15 protein-coding genes are annotated in these 14,819 nt (G+C 70.8%); 11 read left to right on the top strand and 4 right to left on the bottom strand.

Annotation, left to right across the window (positions count from 1 at the left end; all coding sequences use genetic code 11):
- Window positions 1-43: 43 nt before the first annotated feature.
- The 3 genes from nusG to rplA all read left to right on the top strand — a co-directional run bounded on the left by nusG (window position 44) and on the right by rplA (window position 2,637).
- On the top strand, window positions 44-1,135 hold the full coding sequence (gene nusG / locus ACFVR6_RS08330) for a transcription termination/antitermination protein NusG (protein ID WP_386961156.1): 1,092 nt from the start codon (window positions 44-46) through the stop codon (window positions 1,133-1,135).
- A 370-nt stretch (window positions 1,136-1,505) separates the two neighbouring features.
- Window positions 1,506-1,937, top strand: a complete 432-nt coding sequence (gene rplK / locus ACFVR6_RS08325; protein ID WP_386961154.1) for a 50S ribosomal protein L11 — start codon at window positions 1,506-1,508, stop codon at window positions 1,935-1,937.
- A gap of 13 nt (window positions 1,938-1,950) precedes the next feature.
- Window positions 1,951-2,637, top strand: a complete 687-nt coding sequence (gene rplA, locus ACFVR6_RS08320; RefSeq protein ID WP_386961151.1) for a 50S ribosomal protein L1 — start codon at window positions 1,951-1,953, stop codon at window positions 2,635-2,637.
- A 287-nt stretch (window positions 2,638-2,924) separates the two neighbouring features.
- Here the strand turns inward: rplA and ACFVR6_RS08315 are convergent, their stop codons facing one another.
- Window positions 2,925-3,200, bottom strand: a complete 276-nt coding sequence (locus ACFVR6_RS08315; RefSeq protein ID WP_386961149.1) for an acylphosphatase — start codon at window positions 3,198-3,200, stop codon at window positions 2,925-2,927.
- A 55-nt stretch (window positions 3,201-3,255) separates the two neighbouring features.
- On the opposite strand from ACFVR6_RS08315, the gene ACFVR6_RS08310 reads away from it, so the two are divergent.
- Complete coding sequence (locus tag ACFVR6_RS08310) at window positions 3,256-3,600, top strand: iron chaperone (RefSeq protein ID WP_386961146.1); 345 nt, start codon at window positions 3,256-3,258, stop codon at window positions 3,598-3,600.
- 2 nt (window positions 3,601-3,602) lie between these two features.
- Here ACFVR6_RS08310 and ACFVR6_RS08305 read toward each other — a convergent pair whose 3' ends face one another.
- Window positions 3,603-4,250: a LysE/ArgO family amino acid transporter gene (locus ACFVR6_RS08305; protein ID WP_386961143.1), complete on the bottom strand. Its 648-nt coding sequence runs from the start codon at window positions 4,248-4,250 to the stop codon at window positions 3,603-3,605.
- 71 nt (window positions 4,251-4,321) lie between these two features.
- On the opposite strand from ACFVR6_RS08305, the gene ACFVR6_RS08300 reads away from it, so the two are divergent.
- Window positions 4,322-5,230: a LysR family transcriptional regulator ArgP gene (locus ACFVR6_RS08300; RefSeq protein ID WP_386961140.1), complete on the top strand. Its 909-nt coding sequence runs from the start codon at window positions 4,322-4,324 to the stop codon at window positions 5,228-5,230.
- Between the two features lie 9 nt (window positions 5,231-5,239).
- Here ACFVR6_RS08300 and ACFVR6_RS08295 read toward each other — a convergent pair whose 3' ends face one another.
- Window positions 5,240-6,271: an NADP-dependent oxidoreductase gene (locus tag ACFVR6_RS08295; RefSeq protein WP_386961137.1), complete on the bottom strand. Its 1,032-nt coding sequence runs from the start codon at window positions 6,269-6,271 to the stop codon at window positions 5,240-5,242.
- A 234-nt stretch (window positions 6,272-6,505) separates the two neighbouring features.
- On the bottom strand, window positions 6,506-7,696 hold the full coding sequence (locus ACFVR6_RS08290) for an ROK family transcriptional regulator (RefSeq protein WP_386961134.1): 1,191 nt from the start codon (window positions 7,694-7,696) through the stop codon (window positions 6,506-6,508).
- 115 nt (window positions 7,697-7,811) lie between these two features.
- On the opposite strand from ACFVR6_RS08290, the gene ACFVR6_RS08285 reads away from it, so the two are divergent.
- From ACFVR6_RS08285 to ACFVR6_RS08260, 6 genes are all read left to right on the top strand, one after another.
- Window positions 7,812-8,918 carry a Gfo/Idh/MocA family protein gene (locus ACFVR6_RS08285; protein ID WP_386961131.1) on the top strand — a complete coding sequence of 369 codons (1,107 nt, stop codon included), beginning with the start codon at window positions 7,812-7,814 and terminating at the stop codon, window positions 8,916-8,918.
- The gene (locus ACFVR6_RS08280) at window positions 8,915-10,471 is read left to right on the top strand and encodes a sugar ABC transporter ATP-binding protein (protein ID WP_386961128.1); all 1,557 of its coding nucleotides are present in this window, start codon (window positions 8,915-8,917) and stop codon (window positions 10,469-10,471) included. Before ACFVR6_RS08285 ends, ACFVR6_RS08280 begins: the two co-directional genes overlap by 4 nt.
- Window positions 10,468-11,595, top strand: coding sequence for an ABC transporter permease (locus ACFVR6_RS08275; protein ID WP_386961125.1), 1,128 nt, complete (start codon window positions 10,468-10,470; stop codon window positions 11,593-11,595). The genes ACFVR6_RS08280 and ACFVR6_RS08275 overlap by 4 nt, the downstream gene beginning before the upstream one ends.
- Window positions 11,595-12,674 (top strand): ABC transporter permease, encoded by a 1,080-nt coding sequence (locus ACFVR6_RS08270; RefSeq protein WP_386961122.1) that lies wholly within the window; start codon window positions 11,595-11,597, stop codon window positions 12,672-12,674. Before ACFVR6_RS08275 ends, ACFVR6_RS08270 begins: the two co-directional genes overlap by 1 nt.
- Before the next feature lie 14 nt (window positions 12,675-12,688).
- Window positions 12,689-13,888: a substrate-binding domain-containing protein gene (locus ACFVR6_RS08265; RefSeq protein WP_386961119.1), complete on the top strand. Its 1,200-nt coding sequence runs from the start codon at window positions 12,689-12,691 to the stop codon at window positions 13,886-13,888.
- Between the two features lie 62 nt (window positions 13,889-13,950).
- The gene (locus ACFVR6_RS08260) at window positions 13,951-14,808 is read left to right on the top strand and encodes a sugar phosphate isomerase/epimerase family protein (RefSeq protein ID WP_386961116.1); all 858 of its coding nucleotides are present in this window, start codon (window positions 13,951-13,953) and stop codon (window positions 14,806-14,808) included.
- Window positions 14,809-14,819 lie beyond the last annotated feature (11 nt).

Genomic DNA, 14,819 nt, shown 5'->3' with positions numbered 1-14,819 from the left:
AGCCTTGCTGAGTCGCCGGAACCACGAACGGAAGAGAACCCAAGTGTCTGAAAAGTATGTCGACGACGCCGATTGGGCGACCGCCGCAGAGCAGTCCAGCGAGGACGACGAAGCCCAGGAGGGCAACATCCTCGCCGCCGAGGAACGCTCCGTCGAGCCCGCCGAGCACGTGGCGCTGCACATCGTCGATGAGAACGGCGACGACGAGGACGGCGACACGTCGGACCGCGAACTGGACGACATGGACATCGACGACCCGGAGGCCGACGCCATCGTGAACGACGCACTCGAGATCGATGAGACCGCCGAGGTCGAGGCCGCCGCCGAGGTGCTGACGGACTCCCTCGCCGAGGAGCAGGCCGAGCGCGTCGCCGAAGAGGCCGACGAGGTCACCCCCTACGACGGCCCCGACGTCAACGGTGAGCCGGACGCGCCCGTCGAGAGCACCGACTTCCTGAGCGATTTCGAAGCCGCTGCGGGCGTCGTCGCCGAGGTGCAGGACGACGAGGATGCCGAAGAGGACCCCTATGAGGCGTTCCGCGCGGAGCTTCGCAGCCTCCCGGGCAAGTGGTACGTCATCCACTCCTACGCCGGCTTCGAGCGCAAGGTGAAGGCCAACATCGAGCAGCGCAAGTCGACGCTCGAGGTGGAAGAGGACATCTACCAGGTCGAGGTCCCCATGGAGGACGTCGTCGAGATCAAGAACGGTCAGCGCAAGATGGTCACGCGCGTCCGGATCCCCGGCTACGTGCTCGTGCGCATGGAGCTCAACGAGGACACCTGGTCGGTCGTGCGTCACACGCCCGGCGTGACCGGCTTCGTCGGCAACGCCCACAACCCGACGCCGCTGCGCTTCGAAGAGGCCTTCAACATGCTGAAGTCGCTCGTCGAGGTCAAGGAGGTCGCCTCCGCGAAGGGCGCCGCCAAGGGCTCTGCGACGCAGGCGCGCTCCATCCCCGCCGAGGTCGACTTCGAGGTCGGCGAGACGATCACGATCAAGGAGGGCTCGTTCGCGGGTCTTCCCGGTTCGATCAGCGAGATCAAGCCCGAGAGCGGCAAGCTCACCGTGCTCGTCTCCCTGTTCGAGCGCGAGACCCCCGTGGAGCTGTCGTTCGACCAGGTCACCAAGCTCTGACGCCGAACCGCGTCGCGACGAACGCCCCGCCGGCCCACGCCGGCGGGGCGTTCCCGCGTGTACGGGGCGGCAGGCTGCACGCGTTCGCCGCGCGCAACTCGGCATCCGCCCCGCCACTTCTCCGGAGAAAGCCGCTACTTCGGAGCGGGAACCCGGAAACGGTCCGAAGAACCGGCGATTACCGAAGAACCTGCGAAGTGGGTGCGGCCGGCCGCGGTGGGGACCAGCCTACCGCGTCGGGTAGGATGGGATGGTTTGCGTGTGCTTTCGCGCGCGCGGACGAACCGCTGTCCGGAACCGCCGGACCCGCGGGAGATGGACAGGCCCTTCGCGCGTCGCGGGGCAGGTCCCTCGAGGAGAGGAAAGCAACATGGCACCCAAGAAGAAGGTGACCGGCCTGATCAAGCTCCAGATCAAGGCTGGCGCTGCCAACCCGGCGCCGCCGATCGGCCCCGCGCTCGGTCAGCACGGCGTCAACATCATGGAGTTCTGCAAGGCGTACAACGCCGCGACCGAGTCGCAGCGCGGCAACGTCATCCCCGTGGAGATCACGGTCTACGAAGACCGCAGCTTCACGTTCATCCTGAAGACGCCCCCGGCAGCCGAGCTCATCAAGAAGGCCGCAGGCGTGGCCAAGGGTTCGCCGACCCCGCACACCACCAAGGTGGCCAAGCTCACCAAGGAGCAGGTGCGTCAGATCGCCGAGACCAAGCAGCCTGACCTGAACGCGAACGACATCGAGGCCGCCTCGAAGATCATCGCCGGCACCGCCCGCTCCATGGGCATCACGGTTGAGGACTGAGGGGATAACGAACATGGCTAAGTCCAAGCTTTACAACGCCGCCGCCGAGAAGATCGAGCCCGGCAAGTTCTACACGTCCACCGAGGCCGTTGCGCTGGCCAAGGAGACCGGGTCGAAGAACTTCGACTCGACCGTCGAGGTCGCCCTCAAGCTCGCGGTCGACCCGCGCAAGGCCGACCAGATGGTGCGTGGCACGGTCATCCTGCCCCACGGCACGGGTAAGACCGCGCGCGTCATCGTCTTCGCGACGGGCCCGGCCGCTGAGGCCGCCATCGCCGCGGGTGCGGATGAGGTCGGCGGCGCCGAGCTCATCGAGAAGGTCGCCGGTGGCTGGACCAACTTCGACGCCGCGGTGTCGACCCCCGAGCTCATGGGCCAGGTCGGTCGTCTCGGCAAGGTGCTGGGCCCCCGTGGCCTCATGCCGAACCCGAAGACCGGCACCGTGACCCCCAACCCGGCCAAGGCCGTCGAGGAGATCAAGGGCGGCAAGATCGAGTTCCGCGTCGACAAGCACGCCAACGTGCACTTCGTCGTCGGCAAGGCGTCGTTCTCGGCCGAGCAGCTGGACGAGAACTTCAAGGCCGCTCTCGAAGAGATCGTGCGTCTGAAGCCGTCGAGCTCGAAGGGCCGCTACATCCAGAAGGGTGCCGTGTCGACCACGTTCGGCCCCGGCATCCCGCTGGACGTCAACGTCTTCTGAGCCGCCGCGCTCTGAGCTGACGCTCACGATGGGACCTCGCCTCCGGGCGGGGTCCCATCGTCGTTCCCGGGGTGCGTTCCCACCCACGCCGGGCGCCGCGCGGTTCGCCGGGGCGGTTGCGGTGTCGCTTTCGCACAGTCCGCGGCCGCGCGACCCGCCATTAGTGACACACGAGGAGCCCTGGGCGAGCCCGGGGCTGGCCAGCGCGGCTCCGGTGTCGCTTTCGCACAGTCCGCGGCCCCGCGACCCGCCATTGGTGACACCCGAGCAGCCCTGGACGGGGCGGGTCAGGCGGTGGGGAGCACGGTGAAGCCGGGGGTGCGCTCCGGCTCGCGGTCGTGGACGGTGGCGGAGGCGACCAGCGACCCCGGCGGGCCTTCGGCCATCCACGCGAGCACCGCGTCGACCTGCTCGGCAGTGCCCTCGATCTCGGCCTCCACCGTGCCGTCGCGACGGTTGCGCACCCACCCCGACGCGCCGGCATCCTGCGCCACCATGCGCAGGGTGTAGCGGTAGCCGACGCCCTGCACGTCGCCCCGGACGATCACGTGCACCCGTCTCATGCCCCCATCGTGCCGTGCCCGCGCGCCGGGCGCGACCACGTGCCAGGATGCCGTCATGGGAACCATCGACGACTACCTGTCGGGCCTCGCCACTGCCGACGCCGCGGTGATCGGCCACGCTTACGACGTCGCCCGCGAGGTCGTGCCCGAAGCAGAGCAGGGACTCGGGTACGGGATGCCGGCGCTGACCTACCGCGGCAAGCCGCTGCTGTCGGTCATGCGTGCCAAGACCCATATCGGCATGTACCCGTTCAGCCCGGAGGCGATCGCCGCGTCGGCGGCGCTGTTGGAAGGCGTCGACTCGGCGAAGGGGACGATCCGCTTCGCCCCGGAGACCCCGCTGTCCGACGAGGCGATCCGCGCCGTCGTGTCCGCCCGGCGGGCGCAGATCGAGCGCTGAGGTCAGCGCGGCAGGACGAGACTCACCGCGAGCGCCGCCATGACCACGGCGATGACGCCGTCGAGTACCCGCCAGGCGCGGGGGCTCGCGAGCCACCGTCCGAGGTGCCGCGACCCGAAGGCGAGGGAGAAGAACCAGACGATGCTGGCGGTCATCGCCCCGATCGCGAACCACCAGCGCCCGTCGCCGTGCGTGCTCGCGACGCTTCCGAGCAGGAACACCGTGTCGAGATAGACGTGCGGGTTCAGCCAGGTCAGGGCGAGGCACGTGAGCAGAACCGGTGCGAGCCGGGTCGCGGTGCGGGTCCCGGGCCGCGCCGGGGTGTCGTCCGACACCACGGCCGCGTCGGCGGTCAGTGCCGCACCGCTCGGGCGCCAGGCGCGCCGCGCGGCCAGCAGCGCGTATCCGAAGAGGAAGGCCGCACCCGCCCAGCGGACGACATCCACGAGCCACGGCACCGCCTGCAGCACGGCCCCGAGCCCCGAGACCCCCGCCGCGATCAGCGCGGCATCCGACACGGCGCACACCGTCGCGACCGCGGCGACGTGCTCCCGCCGCAGCCCCTGACGCAGCACGAAGAGATTCTGCGCGCCGATGGCGACGATGAGCGAGAGACCCAGCGCGAAGCCGGCGACGAGGGAGGAAGACACGCTCCGACGCTACGTCGACGCAGCGAATCAGTACAGCTCATGATTCTTCAGCACCATTAGCATGGTTTGTGATGCGTATTCCGGTCGATCTCGCCGAGACCCTCGCCGTCGTCGTCGACGAGGGGACGCTGGATGCCGCCGCAGGGCGGTTGCACGTGACACCCTCCGCTGTCAGTCAGCGCATCAAGGCGCTCGAGCAGCACGTCGGCAGGGTGCTGCTCGTGCGCTCCAAGCCCGTGCGCGCGACCGAGGCGGGGCAGGCGGTCGTGCGCCTCGCCCGTCAGCTGGCACTGCTGGCGCACGATACGGCGCGCGAGCTCGGCGGCGAGGATCAGGCGGTCACCTCGGTGCCGCTCGCGGTCAACGCCGATTCGCTCGCCACCTGGTTCCTGCCGCCGCTCGCGCGACTGTCCGAGCGGCATCCGGTCGTGTTCGATCTGCACCGCGACGACCAGGACTTCACGGCGGGGCTGCTGGAAAGCGGCACCGTGATGGCCGCCGTCACCTCGCAGGGCACCCCCGTCGCCGGGTGCACCTCGACCGCGCTCGGGACGCTGCGCTACGAACCGGTGGCCACCCCGGCGTTCGTGGCGCGGTGGTTCGCGGCGAGGATGGATGCCGGCGCCCTCGCGGCAGCGCCCCTCGTCGACTTCGACCGCCGCGACGACATCCAGCGCACGTGGCTGGCGCGGCGGGGAGTGGACCCGGCCGTGCCGCCGCGGCACTATGTGCCGGCATCCCACGACTTCGCCACCGCGGTGCGGTGGGGGCTCGGCTGGGCCATGCTGCCGCGGCTGCAGTCGCAGCAGGCGCTGGATGCCGGTGAGCTCGTGCGCCTGGACGGCGACGCGGTGGAGGTGCCGCTGTACTGGCAGCAGTGGAACCTGCGCTCCGCACTGCTGGACGCCGTCGCCGCCGAGCTGATCGCCGAGGCGCGGGGCGTGCTCGTGCAGCCGGGTGCGGCATCCCCGGCCTCATGACCGGCGCGGTCAGTCGTCGCTGACGCGCAGCACCGACTTGCCGCGGGTGTGGCCGCGCTCGAGTTCAATGTGGGCGGCGGCGGCATCCTCGAGGTCGAAGACGCGGTCGATGAACACCCGGATCGACCCCGATTCGAGCAGTCGCGCAAGCGTGGTCAGCACGCCGCCGTCCGGGATCACCTTGTACGACGTGGCGCGCACGCCCGCCGCGGCCGCGGCCTCGGCGTAGTCCGGCCAGCCACCCGTCGGCACCAGGATGTACAGGCCCCCGGGGCGCAGCACCGAGAGCGATCGCGTGCCGGTGTCGTCGTGCACGTTGCCGACGAGGTCGATGACGACGTCGACCTGATCGGCCACGTCCTCGAAGCGGGTCGTGGCGTAATCGATGACCACCGAAGCGCCCAGCTCCCGGAGCCACGGCAGGTTGCGCTCGGATCCGGTCGTGATCACGTGGGCGCCGAAGTACGCCGCCAGCTGCACCGCGAAGTGGCCGACGCCACCGCTGCCGGCATGGATGAGGATGCGCTGACCCTCGTGGGCGCGCGCGGTCTCGACGACGAGCCCCCACGCGGTCAGGGCTGCCAGCGGCACGCCCGCGGCCTCGGCGTGGGAGAGGGAGGCGGGCTTGCGGGCGACCGAGAGCGAGGGTACGACCGCGTACTCCGCGTAGGTGCCGCCCGAGCGGGGGAACGGGACCATGCCGTAGACCTCGGTGCCCGGCGGCAGCGGGTGGGACTCGTAGGGGGCCTTCACGACGACGCCGCTGAAGTCGAAGCCGAGGGTGCTCGGGTACGACGGGATGCCGCCGGTGGCGCCGGCGCCCCCGCGGGTCTTCGCGTCGATCGGGTTGACGCCGGCGGCGACGACGCGCACCAGCACTTCGCTGAGCACGGGAGTCGGCACCGGCATCTCGGCCACGTGCAGCACGTCGGCGGGGCCGGGCCGGTCGTAGACGACGGCCTTCATGGTGGGCGGGGGAGTGGAGACGACGCGGTTCCCGGTTTCGGGGACGACGGTCGATCTCAGCGGCCGGAAACGCATCGGTCGCTCCTTCCGCGCGCCGCGGATAGGCGGCAGCGCTGCTCGGTTCGGCCCGGGAGGGGCTGGGGTACCCAGTCAACCCGGAATATGTCTCGCTCGTGTTACGCGGGTGAAAAGACTCGCGCCTCCCCACCCGCCCCGCGGCATCCACCCACCGTGAGACGATTCCGGACGGCCGAGACCCTGGGTGATACCCGTCGTCTCGTCCGTCGGTATTCGTCTCACCGGTGTGTGTCAGCCACGGGCGGCGAGGGCGTCGACGTTGGCGGGGGCCAGCACGTGGCGGGTCACCATGATCGCCGCGCCCAGCACGCCCGCGGTCTCGCCGGCCTGCGACTGGACGATGCCGAGGTGCTGGGTGGCCAGCGGGATCGAGCGGCGGTAGACGACCTCGCGCACCCCTGCCAGCAGATGCTCGCCGGAGCGGGCGATGCTGCCGCCGATGACGATGAGCGACGGGTTCAGCATGTTCACGACTGTGGCGAGCACCTCGCCCACCTCGCGTCCGGCCTGCCGGGTGGCCGCCGTCGCGGCGGGGTTGCCCGCCCGCACGAGCGCCACGACATCGGAGCTCGCCCGGGCGTCGATGCCCTGCGCCCGCAGCTCTGCGGCGATCGCGGTGCCGCTGGCGATGGCCTCGAGGTCGCGTTCGTCGCCCGGCGGGCGGGGGGAGTCGTGACTGTACGGCACCTGCACGTGGCCCATGTCGCCGGCCGATCCCTGGGCGCCACGCTGCAGCTGGCCGCCCGAGATGATGCCGGCGCCGATGCCGGTGGACACCTTCACGAAGATGAGGTCGTCCACTCCGGGCCAGCTGAGCGCCTGCTCGCCGAGGGCGAGGATGTTGACGTCGTTGTCGACGAGCACGGGCACCGGGAAGGTGGTCTGCACGTAGCCGGGGACGTCGAAGCGGTCCCATCCGGGCATGATCGGCGGGTTGGTGGGGCGTCCGGTGGAGTGCTCCACGGGGCCGGGGACGCCGATCCCCACCCCGACCAGCCTCTCCGGCGTCGCGCCGAGGTCGCCGAGGATCGCCGCGGCATCCGCCAGCGCACGGTCGAGCACGGGTTCGGGTCCGTCGGCGATGTCCTGGTGGCGCGTGCGGGAGCCGAGGATGTGGCCGGCGAGGTCCGCGACGGCGACCGTCGCGTGCGTCGCGCCGAGGTCCACAGCCAGCACGAGCCCCGCGAGGGGGTTGAAGGCGATGCGCGCGGGGGGTCGGCCACCGGTGGAGACGGCTTCGCCTGCGGGGCGGATGAGACCGGATGCCAGCAGCGCGTCGACCCGCGAGGACACCGTCGAGCGGGCGAGGCCGGTGAGGGTGGCCAGTTCCGCCTTGGTGCGGGCGCGGCCGTCGCGAAGGATCTGGAAGATCTCTCCCGCCTCGGGATTCGCAGCTCCCGTGCTGCGCGCGGCGTCGACCATGGCGACAGTAAATCACAGGACTTCACTCCTGCCGCGCATCCCATTCGCATCACGAGTCGATCACTTTTGACGGATCACTAGCAAAAGTCTTCCCATGCATGTCAGAATCGCCCGCATGACAACGGACGTCATCAGCACCGGCATCGGAACGATCCGAACCGGTGTCCTCGGCGGAGGCTTCATGGCCCGAGTGCACGCCGCCGCAGCGCAGGCTGCCGGCTCGCCGATCATCGCCCTCGCCTCCTCCACGCCCGATCGCGCCGCCGCAGCCGCGAGCCGACTCGGGGCGGCACGCGTCGAACCGGATGCCGCGGCGCTCATCGCCGCGTCCGACATCGACGTCGTACACGTCTGCACCCCCAACGCCACCCACGCCCCGTACGCGCTCGCCGCCCTCGAAGCCGGCCGCCACGTCGTCTGCGAGAAGCCGCTCGCGACCACCGCCGCCGACGCGCGCCGGCTGGTTGAGGCTGCCGCACACGCCGGCGTCATCGCCGCCGTGCCCTTCGTCTACCGCTACCACCCGATGGTGCGTGAGGCCCGCGCCCGCGTCGCCCGGGGAGACGTGGGAACGCTCCTGAGCGTGCAGGGCGCGTACCTGCAGGACTGGATGCTGGCCGCGTCCGACGACGACTGGCGCGCGGACGCCGCCACCGGCGGTCCCTCGCGCGCGTTCGCCGACATCGGCTCGCACCTGTGCGACCTGCTCGAATTCGTCGCGGGGGAGCGCATCGCGCGCCTGACTGCGGTGACCCGCCGCGTGTTCGACCGCCGCGCCGAGCACGAGGTCGACAACGAGGACATCGCCGGCATCCTCGCCGAACTCGCCTCGGGCGCCGTCGCGACGCTGCTGGTGTCGCAGATGGCGCCGGGGCGCAAGAACGGGCTCACCCTGGAGCTGCACGGCACCGCGGCGAGCCTCCGATTCGCGCAGGAGCGGCCGGAGGAGCTGTGGGTCGGGGGGCGTCACGGCTCCCAGCTGCTCCTGCGCGATCCCGAGACCGCCGACGCGTCCTCGGCCCGGCTGCATCGGATGCCCGCCGGGCATCCGATGGGCTACCAGGACGCCTTCGACGGCTTCGTCGCCGACGTCCACGCGGCCGTGCGGGGCGAGGCTCCCGACGGGCTGCCGACCTTCGCCGACGGGCTGCGGGCGGCCGTGCTCACCGAAGCCGTGCTCGCCTCGGCGGCACGCCGCGAGTGGATCGAGGTGGAGGGATGAGCGACACCGCACTGGCCGACACCCCGGTGCCCGCGGGCACGGGGGATGTGGTGCTGCGCGCACGCGGCATCGGCAAGAGCTTCTTCGGTGTCTCGGTGCTGCAGGGCGTCGACCTCGACGTACGACGGGGCGAGGTACACGGTCTCGTCGGCGAGAACGGCGCGGGAAAATCGACGCTGATGAAGATCCTCGCGGGGGTCCACCAGGCCGACGAGGGCACCGTGGCGTACGAGGGTGAGACGGTCGCCTTCACCCATCCGCGCCAGGCGATGGATGCCGGGCTCGTCACGGTCTTTCAGGAGTTCACCCTGCTGCCCGAGCGCACGGTCGCACAGAACGTGTTCCTGGGGCGTGAGCCCACCCGCGGCGGATTCATCGACAAGCGCGCCATGGTGCGGCGCACCCGGGCACTGCTGACGGACCTCGGCGTCACCTTCATCGATCCGGCCGGCCGGGTGGGATCGCTCACCGTCGCCGAGCAGCAGATCGTCGAGATCGTCAAGGCGCTCTCGTTCGACGCCCGTGTCATCTCGATGGACGAGCCGACGGCCGCCCTCAGCGACCACGAGGTGGAGCTGCTGTACGCGATCATCCGCAAGCTCACCTCCCGCGGCGTCGCGGTGATCTACGTCTCGCACCGGCTGAAGGAGATCTTCGACCTGTGCGACCGCATCACGATCCTCAAGGACGGCGCGCTGGTGTCCACCGATGCCACCGCGGATCTCACCACCGGGGAGCTCGTGCGCCGCATGGTCGGCCGCCCCATCCAGTCGTACTTCCCTGCGGCGCTCGCCGGCACGACCCGCGGGGCGGCGCGCCTCGAGCTCGACGGCTGCGGCAACGACTTCGTCGACGGGGTCACCCTCGCGGTGCACGCCGGCGAGATCGTGGGGGTGGCGGGTCTGCAGGGCTCGGGGCGCACGGAGCTCGTCGAGGGAATGTTCGGCGTGCAGGCGTTCTCGCGCGGCACGATGCGTCTCGACGGCCGCCCGGTGCGCCTCACGCGCCCCCGCGCGGCGGTGAAGGCGGGTCTCGCGCTCGTCACCGAGGACCGCAAGGCTCAGGGCCTCGCACTCAGCCAGTCGGCGCTGGACAACACCCTGCTCGTGGTGCGCAGCGTCTTCGCGGGACGCACGCGCGCCGCGCGGCGCGAGGTGCCCGGCATCCTCGGGTCGCTCGAAGTGACCGCGGGTCGGCTCGACCAGGAGGTGCGTTTCCTCTCCGGAGGCAACCAGCAGAAGGTCGTGCTGGCGAAGTGGCTCGTCACCGAGCCGCAGATCGTGCTCTTCGACGAGCCCACGCGCGGCATCGACGTCGGCGCGAAGATCGCCGTCTACCAGCTCATGCGTCAGCTCGCCGCGGAAGGCAAAGCCGTGCTCATGGTCTCGAGCGAACTGCCCGAGGTGATCGGGATGAGCGACCGCATCCTCGTGATGCGCGACGGCGAACTCGTCGCGGAACTGCCCGCCGGGTCGGCTGAGCACGACGTGCTGGCCGCCGCGACCGGGTCGGACGCACCCCCATCGACGGATGCCGGGGAGGTGCGACGATGAAGCGCCTGCGGGTCGACGCGAGCCTGATCGTGCTCGCCATCCTGGTGCTCGTCGTCATCATCGGGGCGGTGCTGGTGGCCACGACCGGCCGCAGCTTCTTCAGCCCCGGGAACATCCGCGACATCCTCACCGGCATGAGCGTGCTGGGGCTGGTGGCGATCGGTCAGACCCTCGTCATCCTCGGGGCCTCGCTGGATCTCTCGGTGACTTACGTCATGAGTCTCGCGAGCCTCATCGCGGCGACGACGATGGCCGGCAACGCGGGCAACATCCCGTGGGCGGTGACGCTGACGCTGCTGGTGTGCGCGGGCATCGGACTTGCGAACGGGCTCATCGTCACGGTGCTCAAGGTCAACGGGTTCATCGCGACCCTGGGGGTCGGGCTGATCCTGCAGGGCGTGCTGAACACGAACTTCCAGGGCAGTGCCGGCGCCGTGCCGTGGGAGTTCCAGGTGATCGGCGCCACCGGCATCGGTCCCGTGCCGATCTCCACCGTCATCATGCTGGCGCTCGCCGTCGTGGTGTGGCTGCTGCTGGATCGCACCCGCACCGGTGCCCACCTCTTCGCCGTCGGCGGCGACCCCGACGTGTCGCGCCTCTCGGGACTGCGCACCAAGCCCCCGCTCATCGTCGCCCACGTGCTGTGCTCGGTGTTCGCGGGGCTGGCGGGCCTGCTGCTGGCCAGCCGACTGGGGGTGGGGAGCCCCACCGTCGGTCAGCAGGGCGGCTACGCGCTGCTGTCGATCGCGGCGGTCGTGCTCGGCGGCACGCTGCTGCTGGGTGGTCGCGGATCGGTGTGGGGCACGATCGGCGGCGTCGCGATCTTCGCCGTGGTCGACAACGTCATGAGCGTCATGCAGGTGAACCCGTTCCTCAAGGACGTCGTGCGCGGCGTCGTGATCGTGGCGGCCGTGGCCGTCTACAGCCGCCGCGCCATCGTGCGCCGGCGGGCACGTTTCGGGCCGGGCGGCACGCGCACCGGAGGGGATGCCGCGGCGGTCGCGGCCGCGCCGGCGATGGTCGCCGCCTCTGCGGGTCTGCGCGCCGACGCCGCCCACTCGCCGGCGCCGGCGACGCCCGGCGCAGCCGGCTCGGCATCCGCCTCGAACCCGGGGGAGCGGTGATGAACGTCGCGCGTACCGTGCTCAGCCCTCGCGGGGCGGTGTTCCTGCTCCTGGTCGTGCTCCTGGTGGCGGTGACGATCCTCAATCCCGCCTTCGCGGAACCCGGCCAGATCATGCGGTTCTTGCAGCGGGTGGCCCCGATCGCGATCGTCGCGATCGGACAGTTCTTCGTGATCATCGCGGGGGAGTTCGACCTGTCGCAGGGCTCGCTCATCACCGCGCAGGTGATAGTCGCGGGCAACCTCGTCGGGCAGGACGACTCCCGCACCCTCCCGGTGCTCGCGCTCATGGTCGTCTTCGGCATCCTCGTCGGCATCGTCAACGGCCTCATCACGACCCTCGCCAAGGTGCCGTCGTTCATCGCGACGCTCGGCATGATGCTGGCACTGCTGGGCGGGGTGATGTGGTGGACCGGGGGAGCGGCCACCGGCAACCCCGCCGACAGCTTCCGGCAGATCGGCCGGGGCGGCATCCGGGACCTGCCGCTCTTCGACTTCCTGCCGTGGTCGGTGCTGATCCTCGCCGCCTGGCTCGCCCTCGGCATCTGGCTCACGACCCGCCCGCTCGGCAAGACCCTCATCGCGGTCGGCGACAACGCCACCGCCGCCCGCTACGCCGGCGCGCGCGACTGGTGGGTGACCACGCGCGCGTTCATCATCTCGTCGCTGTCGGCCACTCTCGCCGCCGTGCTGCTGGTCGGCTACGCGGGCGTGCATCCCTCGGTCGGGCGCGGATACGAGTTCGTCGCCATCACGGCCGTGGTGCTCGGCGGCGTCGTGCTCGGCGGCGGGCGGGGCTGGATCGTCGCGGCGGTCGCGGGCGCGTTCGTGCTCGAGGCACTGTTCCTGCTGCTGAACATCGCCGGTGTGCCGGCGTCGCTGCGCGACGCGGTGCAGGGCGTCATCATCATCGCCGCCGTGGCGTACTCGGGTATCGCGCTGCGCGCCCGTCGCCGCGCGGCCCCACCCGCTTCACCCGATCAGGGGAAGGAGCCCGATGCGCCCGCCGGCGCCTCGGCTCGGATGTCCGCATCACCTGCACCTGCCGCCGACGGCGGCACAGCAACCGGAGGAGACTAGCAATGCGACGATCAATGAAGATCGCCACCACGTCGGTGGCGCTCCTCGGTCTGTTCACCCTCGCGGCGTGTACGACCGACCCCGCGGTGGCCCCGCCCGACGCGAGCGAGAGTGCCCCCGCGGAGGAGGAAGCCCAGGAGTGGTTCGACCAGGAACTGTTCGACACGCAGTTCGCCCAGCGTGAGGTCGTGCCGGAAGGCCCCGAGGGCGAGCCGTACCTGCAGTACATCGACGCCGAGATGATCGACACCTCGGCCTACGCGAGCGAAGGCGCGAAGAAGGCGTGCTTCGCCAACGCCTCCATCTCCAACCCGTGGCGCCAGACCGGCTGGATCACCATGAACCAGCAGCTGAAGGCGCTGCAGGAGGCCGGGGCGATCAGCGAGATGGAGACCCGCGACGCGCAGGACTCCGATGACACCCAGATCGCCGACATCGACTACTTCATCGCCGAGGGCGCGTGCGACGTGTTCCTCATCTCGCCCAACTCCACGGCGGCCCTGACCCCCGCCGTCGAGCGCGCCTGCGAGACGGGCAAGCCCGTGATCGTGTTCGACCGCGGCGTCAACACCGACTGCCCGGTGACCTTCATCCACCCCATCGGCGGGTTCGCGTGGGGCATCGACACGGCCGAGTTCCTCATCGACAACCTCGAGGAGGGCGACAAGGTCGTGGCGCTGCGGATCCTTCCCGGCGTCGACGTGCTCGAGCACCGGTGGGCGGCGGCGGAGAAGCTCTTCGGCGAGGCCGGCATCGACGCGGTGGACTACTTCACCGGTGCCGACCCGGCGGAGATCAAGAGCATCATCAGCGATGAGCTGGCCAAGGGCGATGTCGCGGGCATCTGGATGGATGCCGGTGACGGCGCGGTCGCGGCGATCGAGGCCTTCGAGGATGCCGGCGTGGACTACCCCGTCATGACTGGTGAGGACGAGATGAGCTTCCTGCGCAAGTGGCAGGAGACCGGGCTCACCGGCCTCGCTCCGGTGTACTCCAACTTCCAGTGGCGCACCCCGCTGCTGGCGGCGCAGAAGATCTTCGCGGGCGAAGAGGTCCCCCAGGAGTGGGTGCTGCCGCAGAGCCCCATCACCGCCGAGGAGCTCGACCAGTACCTTGCCGAGAACGAGGGCATGCCCGACGGGCACTACGCCAAGTTCGGCGGCGAGAACCTGCCCGGTTACCCGGAGGTCTGGCAGCAGCGCCAGATGCCGTGACCCCAGGGTGTCCCGTCCCGCCGCTCGCGGGGCGGGACACCTGCCTCTTCGAAAGGAAACGGATGCCACGCACCATCGGCGTCAACACGTGGGTGTGGACCTCGCCGCTGACCGACCCCTCCTTGGCCCGCCTCGCCCCGCGCATCGCGGCGATGGGCTTCGGGGCGGTCGAACTGCCGCTGGAGAGTGTGGGCGACTGGTCGGCGTCCCGCGCGCGCGACCTGCTGGATTCGCTCGGTCTGCGTGCCGTCGTGGTGGGCGCGATGGGTCCAGGGCGGTCGCTGCTGGAGCGCGCCGGCAACGTCGCGGCCACCCAGCAGTACCTGACCGTGTGCATCCAGGCGGCCCGCACCCTCGGCGCGCCGGTCGTCGCCGGCCCGTTCTACGCCCCCACCGGGGTGACGTGGCGCATGAGTGCGGAGGAGCGCGAGGATGCCGCCGCCCAGCTGCGCCGCAATCTCGCCCCGCTCGCCGACCTCGCCGGCGACAACGGCGTGACCCTCGCCATCGAACCGCTCAATCGCTACGAGACGAGCGTCGTCAACACCGTCGAACAGGCGCTGGACGTGTTCGGTCCGCTGCTGGGCCGCGGCGTCGGACTCGCGCTGGACACCTACCACCTCAACATCGAGGAGAAGCGCCCCACCGACGCCATCCGCGCGGCAGGGCCCGCCATCGCCCACGTGCAGGTCTGCGGCAGCGACCGCGGTCCCGTGGGCGACGACCACACCGACTGGCCCGCAGTGCTCGCCGCCCTCGACGACGCCGGCTACGGCGGCATCCTGGGCGTGGAGAGCTTCACGGGGGACAATGCCACCATCGCGGTGGCGGCATCGGTGTGGCGGCCGCTCGCGGCATCCCAGGACGACCTCGCCGTACGATCCCTCGCCTACCTCACGGCGCTCGACGCGCCCCGCTGACCCACCCGCCA

Origin of the sequence: Microbacterium sp. NPDC058021 (assembly GCF_042885955.1) — a bacterium.
In the GTDB taxonomy this organism is placed as follows: Bacteria; Actinomycetota; Actinomycetes; order Actinomycetales; family Microbacteriaceae; genus Microbacterium.
The sequence above is the reverse complement of the archived record's forward strand: the minus strand, read 5'-3'. Positions and strand labels throughout refer to the sequence as shown.

Excerpts from the sequence above, each read along its gene's own strand:
- rplK (WP_386961154.1), top strand. The coding sequence starts at position 1,506 with ATGGCACCCAAGAAGAAGGTGACCGGCCTGATCAAGCTCCAGATCAAG.
- rplA (WP_386961151.1), top strand. The coding sequence starts at position 1,951 with ATGGCTAAGTCCAAGCTTTACAACGCCGCCGCCGAGAAGATCGAGCCC.
- ACFVR6_RS08275 (WP_386961125.1), top strand. The coding sequence starts at position 10,468 with ATGAAGCGCCTGCGGGTCGACGCGAGCCTGATCGTGCTCGCCATCCTG.
- ACFVR6_RS08265 (WP_386961119.1), top strand. The coding sequence starts at position 12,689 with ATGAAGATCGCCACCACGTCGGTGGCGCTCCTCGGTCTGTTCACCCTC.
- ACFVR6_RS08260 (WP_386961116.1), top strand. The coding sequence starts at position 13,951 with ATGCCACGCACCATCGGCGTCAACACGTGGGTGTGGACCTCGCCGCTG.
- ACFVR6_RS08300 (WP_386961140.1), top strand. The coding sequence starts at position 4,322 with ATGCGTATTCCGGTCGATCTCGCCGAGACCCTCGCCGTCGTCGTCGAC.
- ACFVR6_RS08315 (WP_386961149.1), bottom strand. The coding sequence starts at position 3,200 with ATGAGACGGGTGCACGTGATCGTCCGGGGCGACGTGCAGGGCGTCGGC.
- ACFVR6_RS08290 (WP_386961134.1), bottom strand. The coding sequence starts at position 7,696 with ATGGTCGACGCCGCGCGCAGCACGGGAGCTGCGAATCCCGAGGCGGGA.
- ACFVR6_RS08280 (WP_386961128.1), top strand. The coding sequence starts at position 8,915 with ATGAGCGACACCGCACTGGCCGACACCCCGGTGCCCGCGGGCACGGGG.
- ACFVR6_RS08285 (WP_386961131.1), top strand. The coding sequence starts at position 7,812 with ATGACAACGGACGTCATCAGCACCGGCATCGGAACGATCCGAACCGGT.
- ACFVR6_RS08310 (WP_386961146.1), top strand. The coding sequence starts at position 3,256 with ATGGGAACCATCGACGACTACCTGTCGGGCCTCGCCACTGCCGACGCC.
- ACFVR6_RS08270 (WP_386961122.1), top strand. The coding sequence starts at position 11,595 with ATGAACGTCGCGCGTACCGTGCTCAGCCCTCGCGGGGCGGTGTTCCTG.
- ACFVR6_RS08295 (WP_386961137.1), bottom strand. The coding sequence starts at position 6,271 with ATGCGTTTCCGGCCGCTGAGATCGACCGTCGTCCCCGAAACCGGGAAC.